The organism is Halorhodospira neutriphila, from assembly GCF_016584055.1.
GTDB classification, from domain to species: Bacteria; Pseudomonadota; Gammaproteobacteria; order Nitrococcales; family Halorhodospiraceae; genus Halorhodospira; species Halorhodospira neutriphila.
Window position 1 is genome coordinate 1 of sequence record NZ_NRSH01000075.1, and the last position, 11,006, is coordinate 11,006.

Below are 11,006 nucleotides of genomic sequence, written 5' to 3' on the forward strand. Positions count from 1 at the left end.
TGCTGCGGGCCCACGGCGGGACGATCGAGGCGGCGGACGCCGAGGGGGGCGGGGCGCTGCTCCGGGTCCACCTGCCCTTGGCGGCGTCGCGGGGCAAGAGGGCGGCATGAGCGTCGAGCGGGTCTACATCGTCGATGACGATCCGGACGTGCGCCAGGCGACGTCGTTCCTGGTCGCCACCGCCGGCTACGCCACCGTGGCGCTCGAGGGCGCCGAGGCGCTGCTTACGGCCATCTCCGCGGAGACGGCCGGCTGCCTGGTGCTCGACGTCCGCCTGCCCGGCATGGACGGCCTGCAGCTGCAGCGGGAGCTGCGCCGGCGCGGGGTGCGCCTGCCGATCGTCTTCATCACCGGCCACGGCGATATCCCCATGGCCGTCGAGGCGATCAGCGAGGGGGCGCTGGACTTCCTGGAGAAGCCGTTCGGCGCCGAGACGCTCCTCCGGCGCATTGCCGAGGCGCTGGAGCGCGACCGCCAGCGCCGCGAGCAGCAGCGCTCGGCGGCCGCCCTCGAGGCGCGGCTGGCGCAGCTCACCCCGCGCGAGCACCAGGTCATGGAGGGCATCCTCGCCGGCAAGCTGAACAAGGTGATCGGCTACGAGCTGGGCATGAGCACCCGGACGGTGGAGGTCCACCGCGCGCGGCTGCTGGACAAGCTCGGGGCGCGCAACGCCTCGGAGCTGGTGCGGATGGTGCTGACGGGGGAGGGCCAGGTCCCCTAGCCCGGGCCGGCGCGGCACAGCGGCGCGGGCGCCTGGTACCATGCGCCGCGAGCTCCCGCCACCGCCAGGAGGCCGCCGATGACCGCACCCTGGATGGACGTCTTCTTCTGGGCCCTCGTGGCCGCGACGGGCCTCTACACGGGCATGGCCGTCTTCACCGCCCGGCGGCGCTTCAGCCGCCGCACCTACATGGCCGCCGGCATCGCGGCGAGCCTGGGCTACCTCGGCCCCCGCGCGCTGATCCCCTTCCTGCCGCAGCCGGCCCTGGGCCTGCCGCCGGCGCTGGCGCTGCCCCTCGGCGGGGCGCTGCTGCTGCTCGGCGTCGGCATCCTCGCCCGGGTGGTGGTGCGGCTGAGGGCGGCCGCTAGGCAGCCGGACGGGCAGGGCCGGCCGCCGATCTACGACGACGGCCTCTACGGGGTGGTGCGCCACCCGATGTACCTCGGCGACATCCTCTGGGGGCTGGGGCTGGCGGTGGCCCTGGATGCGGCCTACGCGGCGGCGCTGACGCCGCTGTGGTGGCTGCTGCGGGCGGGGCTGTCGGTCCACGAGGAGGAGCGGCTGGTGGACAAGTACGGCGAGGCGTACCGGGCCTACTGCGAGCGGGTCCCCGCCCGGATCCTGCCGCCGCTGGGTGGGCTATTGCGGCGCTGATCCTGGACGGATCGGGGACGGGCGGGAGGGCGCCTTCAGCCGGGCGCTACCGCTAGGGAGCTCTTCAGGGCCTCAGGGGCGGGAGGTGCGGCCAGTCTGGCTCCCCGGGACGGATTCGAACCGCCGACCCAGTGATTAACAGTCACTTGCTCTACCGCTGAGCTACCGGGGAATAGGTGCTTCTCGCCTAAAGCGGCCCTTAGTATGGGATGCGGTGACCGCCTCGTCAACCGACGAGGCGGCCGGCCAGGCGATCCATGGCCCGCTCGAGGTTCTCCATGCTCGTGGCGTAGGAGATGCGCACGTAGCCGGGGGCGCCGAAGGCGGAGCCCGGCACGAGGGCGACGCCGGCGTCGCTGATCAGCTGCTCGGCGAAGGCGACGTCGTCGCTGAAGCCGAGCCGCTCCATGGCCTGCGCGACGCTGGGGAAGCAGTAGAAGGTCCCGTCGCACGGCTCGCACTGGACGCCGGGCATGGCGTTGAGCCGCTCGACGACGAAGTCGTGGCGCTGCTTGAACTGCTCGCGCATGGGGGCGATGCAGCCCTGGTCGCCGTTGAGGGCGGCGAGTGCCGCGGCCTGGGAGATGGAGGCCGGGTTGGAGGTGCTCTGCGACTGCACCTTCTTCATGGCGGCGATCAGCTCCGCCGGGCCGGCGGCGTAGCCGATGCGCCAGCCGGTCATGGCGTACGCCTTGGAGACGCCGTTGACCACCAGCGTGCGCTCGGCGATGGCCGGGGCGGCGTTGGCGATGTTGCTGAAGGGCTCCTCGCGCCAGAGGATGTGCTCGTAGATGTCGTCGCTGGCGACGACGACCTGCGGGTAGCGCTCGAGCACGGCCCCGAGGGCGGCCAGCTCGTCGCGGGTGTAGGCGCTGCCCGTGGGGTTGGAGGGGCTGTTGAGCACCACCATCCGCGTCCGCTCGCTCAGCGCCGCCTCGAGCTGCTCGGGGGTGATCTTGAAGCGGCTCTCGGCGCCGGCGCTGACGTAGACCGGCCGGGCGCCGAAGACGAGGGCCATGTCCGGGTACGAGACCCAGTACGGGGCGGGGATGACGATCTCGTCGCCCTCGTTGAGCAGCGCCGCCATGGCGTTGAACAGCGACTGCTTGGCGCCGCTGGAGACGAGGATCTGGCTCGGCTCGTAGGCGAGGCCGTTGTCGCGCTGGAGCTTGTCGATGATGGCCTGCTTGAGCTCGGCGGTGCCGTCGACGGCCGTATAGCGCGTCTGCCCGGCGCGGGCGGCGGTGACCGCGGCCTCGACGATGTGGCTCGGGGTGTCGAAGTCCGGCTCGCCGGCGCCGAGGCCGATGACGTCGTGCCCGGCGGCGCGCAGCTCGGCGGCGCGGGCGGTGACGGCGAGGGTGGGGGAGGGCTTGATGCGCTGGACGCGCTCGGCGAGCTGCAGTTCCATGTTGCGGGCTCCGGTTGCGAACGATCTTGGACCGTTATGATAAGCCTTCAGGCGATCGAGTTCAGCGTCTTCGGGCCCGGCGGCCTCCCGGCCCCGCCCTGTCGGGGCGAAACGGCGCGATCGCCTCTTGTCACTCCCGCCCTGGCGCTTGAGACTAGTCAACATGTCTGAGCAGTTCGTCCTCGACGCCCGCTTCGAGCCCGCCGGCGACCAGCCCCAGGCCATCGACGCCCTCGTCGAGGGCGTGGCGGACGGGCTCGCCGACCAGACCCTGCTCGGGGTGACCGGCTCCGGCAAGACGTTCACCATCGCCAACGTCATCGAGCGCCTGCAGCGCCCGGCGCTGATCCTGGCGCCGAACAAGACCCTGGCGGCGCAGCTCTACGGCGAGATGCGCGAGTTCCTGCCGCGCAACCGCGTGGAGTACTTCGTCTCCTACTACGACTACTACCAGCCCGAGGCGTACGTCCCCGCCTCGGACACCTTCATCGAGAAGGACGCCTCGGTGAACGAGCACATCGAGCAGATGCGCCTGTCCGCCACCAAGGCGGTGCTCGAGCGCCGGGATACGGTCATCGTCGCCTCGGTCTCCTCGATCTACGGCCTCGGCGACCCCCAGGCGTACATGTCGATGCTCCTGCACCTGGTGCGCGGCGAGCGGATCGACCAGCGCGAGGTGCTCCGCCGGCTCGCCGAGCTGCAGTACACCCGCAACGACACCGAGCTCACGCGCGGGACCTACCGGGCCCGCGGCGAGGTCATCGATATCTTCCCCGCCGAGTCCGAGGCGGAGGCGGTGCGGGTGCAGCTCTTCGACGACGAGATCGAGGCGCTGGCGTGGTTCGACCCGCTCACCGGCGAGCTCCTGCGCCAGGTCCCGCGGGCGACGATCTACCCGAAGACCCACTACGTCACCCCGCGCGGGCAGATCCAGAAGGCGGTCGAGCAGATCGGCGAGGAGCTGCGCGAGCGCCTCGAGGCGCTGCGCGCCCAGGACAAGCTCGTCGAGGCGCAGCGGCTCGAGGAGCGCACCCGCCTCGACATGGAGATGATGCTCGAGCTCGGCTACTGCAACGGCATCGAGAACTACTCCCGCTACCTCTCGGGGCGCGCCCCCGGCGAGCCGCCGCCGACGCTGCTCGACTACATCCCGCCGGAGGCGCTGCTGTTCATCGACGAGTCCCACGTCACCGTCCCCCAGATCGGGGGCATGTACAAGGGCGACCGCTCGCGCAAGCAGACGCTGGTGGAGTACGGCTTCCGGCTGCCCTCGGCGCTGGACAACCGCCCGCTGCAGTTCGAGGAGTTCCGGCGGCTGGCGCCGCAGACGGTCTACGTCTCGGCCACGCCGGGGCCCTTCGAGGAGGAGCACGCCGGGCAGGTCGTCGAGCAGGTGGTCCGGCCGACGGGGCTGGTGGACCCGGAGGTGGAGCTCCGCCCGGCGACGAGCCAGGTCGACGACGTCTACGGCGAGATCCGCCAGCGCGCCGAGCGCGACGAGCGGGTGCTGGTGACGACCCTGACCAAGCGGATGGCCGAGGACCTGACCGAGTACCTCGAGGAGAACGGCGTGCGCGTGCGCTACCTCCACTCCGACGTCGACACGGTGGAGCGCACCGAGATCATCCGCGACCTGCGCCTCGGCCACTTCGACGTGCTCGTCGGCATCAACCTGCTGCGCGAGGGGCTCGATATCCCCGAGGTCTCGCTGGTGGCCATCCTCGACGCCGACAAGGAGGGCTTCCTGCGCTCGACGCGCTCGTTGATCCAGACCATCGGCCGCGCCGCGCGCAACATCCACGGCCGGGCGATCCTCTACGCCGACCGCGTCACCGACGCCATGCAGCGGGCCATCGACGAGACCGAGCGCCGGCGCGCCCGGCAGCTCGCCCACAACGAGGCCCACGGCATCACCCCGCAGGGCATCCGCAAGGCGGTGCCGGACATCATGGAGCGCGGCGGGGTGCCGGTCCCCGGCGCGCCGGCGCGCGGCGCCGAGGCGGCCGAGGAGGGCGGCGGCTACGCGGCCCTGTCGCCGGCGGAGGCGGTCAAGCGCATCCGCGAGCTCGAGCGGCAGATGCACCAGCACGCCCGGGAGCTGGAGTTCGAGGCGGCGGCGCGGCTGCGCGACGAGATCCGCCGGATCGAGGAGCAGGCCCTCGGTGGCGGGGATGCCTCGCGGCTCGCCTCCTAGCCGGCTACTCGGCGGGCCGGCGGCTCGGCATGAGCTGCTCGAGGTCGAGGGCCTTGTCGCCGTAGCGGCTGCGGAGCAGGACGCTCTGGTCGTAGTGGTAGTAGCGGGCCATGTGGTAGGCCGAGCGCAGCGCGGCGATCTCGCTGCCGGAGTGGCTGATGTGGCGGATGCGGCCGTCGCCGCCGTAGAAGACGACCTCCCAGCCGTACTCCTTCTGCTCGATGATGAGCCGGTAGCTCGTGCGCTGCGGGACTTCGCTCAACAGGGTTCCTCTTCGGCGTGCCGGGTGACGCTCCCCTTTATCGGCGCTTTCCGGGGCGACTTCAAGGGGGCGTGCCCTTTAAAGCCTTCTAAAGAGGTTCCCCTGCCGGCGGCTAATGTGTACCATTGAGGTACGGATTAACCGCGCGAAGGCTCGTCACTATGCTCAGGATCAACCGCGAGACGGACTACGGGGTCGTCATCCTCTCGGCGATGGCGCAGAGCCCGGCGGAGCGCTTCAACGCCGCGCAGCTCGCCGCGGCCCACGGCCTGCCGCAGCCGATGGTGAGCAAGGTCATGAAGCAGCTCGTCCACGCCGGGCTGCTGCGCTCCTTCCGCGGCGCCAAGGGCGGCTACGGCCTGGCCCGGGAGCCGGAGGCGATCACGGTCGCCGAGGTCATCGAGGCGCTCGAGGGGCCGATCGCCTTCACCGAGTGCGTCAAGGCCGGGCGCGACTCCTGCGAGCACGTGGACGACTGCCACGCCAGCACGACGTGGGCGCGCATCAGCGCCGTGGTCCGGGAGGCGCTCGGCGCGGTCAACTTGGCGGAGATGGGCCAGCCGGCGGCGGCCTCGGCCGCCCTCTGCTCCCGCCAGCAGCTCATGGGGCACTAAACACGCAGAGGTAGGGCGCTATGTCGAGCAACGACGAGACCATCGAGCGATTCACCAGCCGGGGCTACGAGGCCGGCTTCTACACCGATATCGAGCAGGAGTTCGCCCCGCCCGGGCTCAACGAGGAGACGGTCCGCTTCATCTCGGCGAAGAAGGGCGAGCCGGAGTGGATGCTCGAGTGGCGGCTGGAGGCGTACCGCGGCTGGCTGGAGATGGCCATGCCGACGTGGCAGAACGTGCGCTTCCCGCCCATCGACTTCCAGGCCATCTCCTACTACGCCGCGCCCAAGCAGGGGCCGGGCAGCCTCGACGAGGTCGACCCGAAGCTGCTCGAGACCTACGAGCGGCTCGGCATCCCGCTGCACGAGCAGAAGATGCTCGCCGGCGTCGAGGAGGGCGGCGAGGAGGGGGGCTCGGGCGCCTCGGGGGTGGCCGTCGACGCGGTCTTCGACTCCGTGTCGGTGACGACCACCTTCAAGGAGGAGCTGGCCCAGCACGGGGTCATCTTCTGCTCCATCTCCGAGGCGCTGCGCGACTACCCGGAGCTGGTCCGCCGCTACATCGGCACCGTGGTGCCGCGCAAGGACAACTTCTTCGCGGCGCTGAACTCGGCGGTCTTCTCCGACGGCTCCTTCGTCTACATCCCCGAGGGGGTGACCTGCCCCATGGAGCTGTCCACCTACTTCCGGATCAACGCCGGGCACACGGGGCAGTTCGAGCGCACGCTGATCATCGCCGAGCGGGGCAGCTCCGTGTCCTACCTCGAGGGGTGCACGGCGCCGCAGCGCGACGAGAACCAGCTCCACGCCGCCGTCGTCGAGCTCTACGCCCACGACGACGCGCAGATCAAGTACTCCACGGTGCAGAACTGGTACCCCGGCGACGAGAACGGCAAGGGCGGCGTCTACAACTTCGTCACCAAGCGCGGCATGTGCGCCGGCAAGCGCTCGAAGATCTCCTGGACCCAGGTGGAGACCGGCTCGGCGATCACCTGGAAGTACCCGAGCTGCGTGCTCAAGGGCGACGACGCCATCGGCGAGTTCTACTCGGTGGCCGTGACCCGCGGCTACCAGCAGGCGGACACCGGCACCAAGATGATCCACATGGGCCGCAATACCCGCAGCCACATCGTCTCCAAGGGGATCGCCGCCGACCGCGCCCAGCAGAGCTACCGCGGCCTGGTGAAGGTGCTGCCGACGGCGGCCAACGCGCGCAACTACTCGCAGTGCGACTCGATGCTCATCGGCTCGGAGTGCGGGGCGCACACCTTCCCCTACATCGACATCCAGAACTCGTCGGCGCAGCTCGAGCACGAGGCGACGACCTCGAAGATCGGCGACGACCAGATCTTCTACTGCAAGCAGCGCGGCATCAGCGAGGAGGACGCCGTCTCCATGATCGTCAACGGCTTCTGCAAGGAGGTCTTCCAGAAGCTGCCCATGGAGTTCGCGGTGGAGGCGCAGAAGCTGCTCGAGGTGACGCTCGAGGACAGTGTCGGCTGAGGGCGGCCTCAACCCAGTCTTAGGAGCGGAGTCATGCTGAAGATTCAGAACCTGCAGGCGCGTATCGAGGAGGCGGAGATCCTCAAGGGGATCGACCTCGAGATGGGCCAGGGCGAGGTCCACGCCATCATGGGGCCCAACGGCTCGGGCAAGAGCACCCTCGCCAAGATCCTCGCCGGCGACGAGAGCTACGCGGTCACCGGCGGCGGCGTCGCCCTCGAGGGCGAGGACCTGCTCGCCATGGAGCCCGAGGAGCGGGCGCGGGCCGGGCTGTTCATGGGCTTCCAGTACCCGGTGGAGATCCCGGGGGTGAGCAACAGCTACTTCCTCAAGGCGGCGGTCAACGCCGCCCGCCAGGCCCGGGGCGAGGCGGAGATCGACCCGGTGAGCTTCCTCAAGCTCGCCCGCGAGCGGGCGCAGTGGGTGCAGCTCGACGAGTCCCTGCTCAACCGGCCGGTGAACGCCGGCTTCTCCGGCGGCGAGAAGAAGCGCAACGAGATCTTCCACATGGCCATGCTCGAGCCGCGGCTGGCGATCCTCGACGAGACCGACTCGGGGCTCGACATCGACGCCCTGCGCGCCGTGGCCGACGGGGTCAACCGCATGCGCTCGCCGGAGCGCTCGTTCCTGATCATCACCCACTACCAGCGGCTGCTCAACTACATCGTCCCGGACCACGTCCACGTCATGGTCAACGGCCGGATCGTGCGCTCCGGGGGCAAGGAGCTGGCCGAGGAGCTGGAGCGCACCGGCTACGCGCTCTTCGACGATGAGGAGGCTGCCTGATGGGTGCCGCGGAGAACCTCCCGAGCGCGCCGCGCCAGGCCTTCGAGGCCCTGGCGGCGCCCGGCCCGGAGTGGCTGGGCCAGCGCCGGCGCGCGGCGCTGGCCACCTTCGAGGCCCACGGCCTCCCGACCAAGCGCTGGGAGGCGTGGAAGCACATCGACCTGGCGCCGGTGCTGCGCAGCGACTTCCACCCGCCGGCGCAGGCCGGGGCGGCCGGCGACGGCCTGGCGCCGCTGGAGGCGCTCCTGCCCGCGGAGCAGGGGCCGCGGCTGGTCTTCGTCGACGGCCACCTCGACACCGAGCGCTCGGCGCTCGGGCAGGCGCCGGCGGGGGTGACGATCACGCCGCTGGCGCAGGCCCTGGCGCAGGAGCCGGCGTGGCTGCGCGAGCACCTGGCCGCCCACGCCGACCCCGAGAACAGCCCCTTCATCGCCCTGAGCACCGCCCTCATGGGCGACGGCGCGGTGATCGACATCGAGCGCGGCGCCGCCGTGGAGGCGCCGCTCCTGGTCGCCTGCTACACCACCGCCGCGGCCGCCGGCCACGCCGTCTACCCGCGGCTCCTGGTCCGCGCCGGCGCGGGCAGCGAGGCCCGGGTCATCGAGTGGCACGGCGGCGACGCCGAGGCGGCCTACCTGAGCTGCCCGGTGACGGAGCTCGTGGCCGAGGCGGGGGCGCAGCTCGACCTGGCGCGCCTGGCCGAGGAAGGCACGGCGGGGTGCCACCTCGGGGCGATCAGCGGCACCGCCGGGCGGGACGCCCGCGTCGGGGCGCACAGCTTCGTCTGGGGCGGCGACCGGGTGCGCGTCGACATGGAGGCGACGGTGGCCGGCGAGAACGGCGAGGCCGACCTGACCGGCGTCCACCTCAGCGACGGCGCGCAGTTCGTCGACCACCACACCTGGGTCCACCACCGCGCCGAGCACACCCGCAGCCGGCAGGTCTTCAAGGGGGTCCTGGAGGGGCGCTCGGAGACCGTCTTCGACGGCCTGATCAAGGTCCACCCGGGGGCGCAGAAGACCGACGCCGAGCAGGAGAACCGCAACCTCGTCCTCGGCCCGCGGGCGCTGGCCCACTCCGACCCGCGCCTGGAGATCTACGCCGACGACGTGCGCTGCACCCACGGCTCCACCGTCGGCGAGCTCGATGAGCAGGCGGTCTTCTACATGCGGGCCCGCGGCATCGACCTCGCCACGGCGCGGGGGCTGCTGACCTACGCCTTCGCCAGCGAGGTCATCGACGGGCTGCGCTGCGCGCCGGCGGCGGCCTACGAGCGGGGGCGGCTCGCCCGCTTCCTGGGCGAGCAGGGCAGCCTCGCGGAGGAGCCGGCATGAGCGTCGCCGAGGGGGGCCAGGCGGCCGGCATCGACCTCGCGCGGGTGCGGGCGGACTTCCCCATCCTGCGGCGGGAGGTCAACGGCCGGCCGCTGATCTACCTCGACAGCGCCGCGAGCGCGCAGCGGCCGCAGGCGGTCATCGACGCCGAGCTCGACTGCTACCGGCGCTACTACGCCAACGTCCACCGCGGGGTGCACACCCTCTCGCAGGAGTCCACCGCCGCCTTCGAGGGCGCCCGGGAGCAGGTGCGCCGCTTCCTCAACGCCGCGAGCGAGCGGGAGGTCGTCTTCGTGCGCGGGGCCACGGAGGCGATCAACCTCGTCGCCCACAGCTTCGCCGCGCCCCGGCTGCAGCCGGGCGACGAGGTCCTCGTCACCCACATGGAGCACCACTCCAACATCGTCCCCTGGCAGCTCGCCTGCGAGCGCACCGGGGCGCAGCTGCGGGTGGTGCCGGTGACCGACGACGGCGAGATCGAGCTCGACGCCGTCGCCGCGCGGATCAACGAGCGCACCCGCCTGATCAGCGTCGTCCACGTCTCCAATACCCTCGGGACCGTCAACCCCGTCGCCGAGATCGCCGCCCTGGCGCGGGAGCGCGGGGTGCCGATCCTGGTCGACGGCGCCCAGGCGGCCCCGCACCTGCCCGTCGACGTCCAGGCGCTGGGCGTCGACTTCTACGCCTTCTCCGGGCACAAGGCGTACGGGCCCTCCGGCATCGGCGCGCTCTACGGCCGCTACGAGCACCTCGCCGCCATGGCGCCGTACCAGGGCGGCGGCGACATGATCCGCCGGGTCGCCTTCGAGGGGACGGAGTACGCCGAGCCGCCGGCCCGCTTCGAGGCGGGGACGCCGAATATCGCCGGGGCCATCGGCCTCGGCGAGGCGCTGCGCTACCTCGAGGGGCTCGGCCGCGAGCGCCTCGCCGCCCACGAGCGGGCGCTGGTCGGCTACGCCGCCGAGGCGCTGGCGGCGGTCCCGGGGGTGGAGCTCATCGGCACGCCGCAGCGCCGGGCCGGCGCGGTCTCCTTCGTCATGGCGGGGACCCACCCCAACGATGTGGCCATGCTCCTCGACGAGCAGGGGATCGCGGTGCGCGCCGGCCACCACTGCACGCAGCCGCTGATGGAGCGCTTCGGGGTCTCGGCCACGGCGCGGGCCTCCTTCGGCTGCTACAACGGCACGGACGAGGTGGACGCCCTCATCGAGGCGCTGCACCGGATCCGGCGGCTCTTCGGGGCGTGACGGGAGGGCGGCGACGGCCGCAGGGATCCCGTGCGGCCCGCCGCGCCGCGGCTGCACGGGGCGACCGCCGCTGCGCCTCTCTGCTACGATTCCCCTTGAACCTGTGCGTGAAGTGAGGCCTATGGGCATTCTCCCCAAGGGCAGAGGAGCGGCGGCGGCCGCCGCTGCGGCGCTGGCGCTCTGCCTGGCCCTCCCCCTCGGCTGCGCGGTGCCGCCGGACGACGGTATCGCCGAAGGGCCAGGGGCGTCCTCCTCAGCCGATACCGATACGGCGAAGGGGC

At 71.8% G+C, this 11,006-nt stretch carries 10 protein-coding genes and 1 tRNA gene; 8 read left to right on the plus strand and 3 right to left on the minus strand.

What is annotated here, in order from left to right; all coding sequences use genetic code 11:
• Window positions 1–106: 106 nt before the first annotated feature.
• Together CKO13_RS07640 and CKO13_RS07645 are read left to right on the plus strand one after the other, a co-directional pair.
• A complete protein-coding gene (locus tag CKO13_RS07640) occupies window positions 107–721 on the plus strand; it encodes a response regulator transcription factor (RefSeq protein ID WP_200259032.1) in 615 nt (204 codons plus the stop codon).
• Between the two features lie 78 nt (window positions 722–799).
• On the plus strand, window positions 800–1,375 hold the full coding sequence (locus tag CKO13_RS07645) for a methyltransferase family protein (RefSeq protein ID WP_200259035.1): 576 nt from the start codon (window positions 800–802) through the stop codon (window positions 1,373–1,375).
• 97 nt (window positions 1,376–1,472) lie between these two features.
• Here the strand turns inward: CKO13_RS07645 and CKO13_RS07650 are convergent.
• Together CKO13_RS07650 and CKO13_RS07655 are read right to left on the minus strand one after the other, a co-directional pair.
• Window positions 1,473–1,547, minus strand: a tRNA-Asn gene (locus tag CKO13_RS07650).
• 54 nt (window positions 1,548–1,601) lie between these two features.
• Complete coding sequence (locus tag CKO13_RS07655) at window positions 1,602–2,786, minus strand: pyridoxal phosphate-dependent aminotransferase (RefSeq protein ID WP_200259038.1); 1,185 nt, start codon at window positions 2,784–2,786, stop codon at window positions 1,602–1,604.
• Between the two features lie 163 nt (window positions 2,787–2,949).
• Here CKO13_RS07655 and uvrB point away from each other — a divergent pair, with 163 nt between their 5' ends.
• Window positions 2,950–4,980 carry an excinuclease ABC subunit UvrB gene (gene uvrB, locus CKO13_RS07660; protein ID WP_200259041.1) on the plus strand — a complete coding sequence of 677 codons (2,031 nt, stop codon included), beginning with the start codon at window positions 2,950–2,952 and terminating at the stop codon, window positions 4,978–4,980.
• A gap of 4 nt (window positions 4,981–4,984) precedes the next feature.
• Here uvrB and CKO13_RS07665 read toward each other — a convergent pair whose 3' ends face one another.
• On the minus strand, window positions 4,985–5,242 hold the full coding sequence (locus CKO13_RS07665; protein ID WP_200259044.1) for a hypothetical protein: 258 nt from the start codon (window positions 5,240–5,242) through the stop codon (window positions 4,985–4,987).
• A 161-nt stretch (window positions 5,243–5,403) separates the two neighbouring features.
• On the opposite strand from CKO13_RS07665, the gene CKO13_RS07670 reads away from it, so the two are divergent.
• The 5 genes from CKO13_RS07670 to CKO13_RS07690 are packed head-to-tail and all read left to right on the plus strand — an operon-like array spanning window position 5,404 to window position 10,725.
• Window positions 5,404–5,856 carry an SUF system Fe-S cluster assembly regulator gene (locus tag CKO13_RS07670; RefSeq protein ID WP_200259046.1) on the plus strand — a complete coding sequence of 151 codons (453 nt, stop codon included), beginning with the start codon at window positions 5,404–5,406 and terminating at the stop codon, window positions 5,854–5,856.
• A 20-nt stretch (window positions 5,857–5,876) separates the two neighbouring features.
• Window positions 5,877–7,358 (plus strand): Fe-S cluster assembly protein SufB, encoded by a 1,482-nt coding sequence (sufB, locus tag CKO13_RS07675; protein ID WP_200259048.1) that lies wholly within the window; start codon window positions 5,877–5,879, stop codon window positions 7,356–7,358.
• 33 nt (window positions 7,359–7,391) lie between these two features.
• Window positions 7,392–8,144: a Fe-S cluster assembly ATPase SufC gene (gene sufC / locus CKO13_RS07680; protein ID WP_200259050.1), complete on the plus strand. Its 753-nt coding sequence runs from the start codon at window positions 7,392–7,394 to the stop codon at window positions 8,142–8,144.
• Window positions 8,144–9,478 carry a Fe-S cluster assembly protein SufD gene (gene sufD / locus CKO13_RS07685; protein WP_200259052.1) on the plus strand — a complete coding sequence of 445 codons (1,335 nt, stop codon included), beginning with the start codon at window positions 8,144–8,146 and terminating at the stop codon, window positions 9,476–9,478. Before sufC ends, sufD begins: the two co-directional genes overlap by 1 nt.
• Window positions 9,475–10,725 carry an aminotransferase class V-fold PLP-dependent enzyme gene (locus tag CKO13_RS07690; protein ID WP_207132133.1) on the plus strand — a complete coding sequence of 417 codons (1,251 nt, stop codon included), beginning with the start codon at window positions 9,475–9,477 and terminating at the stop codon, window positions 10,723–10,725. Before sufD ends, CKO13_RS07690 begins: the two co-directional genes overlap by 4 nt.
• Window positions 10,726–11,006: the final 281 nt, after the last annotated feature.

What these genes read in the sequence shown, in the direction of transcription:
- CKO13_RS07640 (WP_200259032.1), top strand. Translation starts at nt 107, where the DNA reads ATGAGCGTCGAGCGGGTCTACATCGTCGATGACGATCCGGACGTGCGC.
- CKO13_RS07645 (WP_200259035.1), top strand. Translation starts at nt 800, where the DNA reads ATGACCGCACCCTGGATGGACGTCTTCTTCTGGGCCCTCGTGGCCGCG.
- CKO13_RS07655 (WP_200259038.1), bottom strand. Translation starts at nt 2,786, where the DNA reads ATGGAACTGCAGCTCGCCGAGCGCGTCCAGCGCATCAAGCCCTCCCCC.
- uvrB (WP_200259041.1), top strand. Translation starts at nt 2,950, where the DNA reads ATGTCTGAGCAGTTCGTCCTCGACGCCCGCTTCGAGCCCGCCGGCGAC.
- CKO13_RS07670 (WP_200259046.1), top strand. Translation starts at nt 5,404, where the DNA reads ATGCTCAGGATCAACCGCGAGACGGACTACGGGGTCGTCATCCTCTCG.
- sufB (WP_200259048.1), top strand. Translation starts at nt 5,877, where the DNA reads ATGTCGAGCAACGACGAGACCATCGAGCGATTCACCAGCCGGGGCTAC.
- sufC (WP_200259050.1), top strand. Translation starts at nt 7,392, where the DNA reads ATGCTGAAGATTCAGAACCTGCAGGCGCGTATCGAGGAGGCGGAGATC.
- sufD (WP_200259052.1), top strand. Translation starts at nt 8,144, where the DNA reads ATGGGTGCCGCGGAGAACCTCCCGAGCGCGCCGCGCCAGGCCTTCGAG.
- CKO13_RS07690 (WP_207132133.1), top strand. Translation starts at nt 9,475, where the DNA reads ATGAGCGTCGCCGAGGGGGGCCAGGCGGCCGGCATCGACCTCGCGCGG.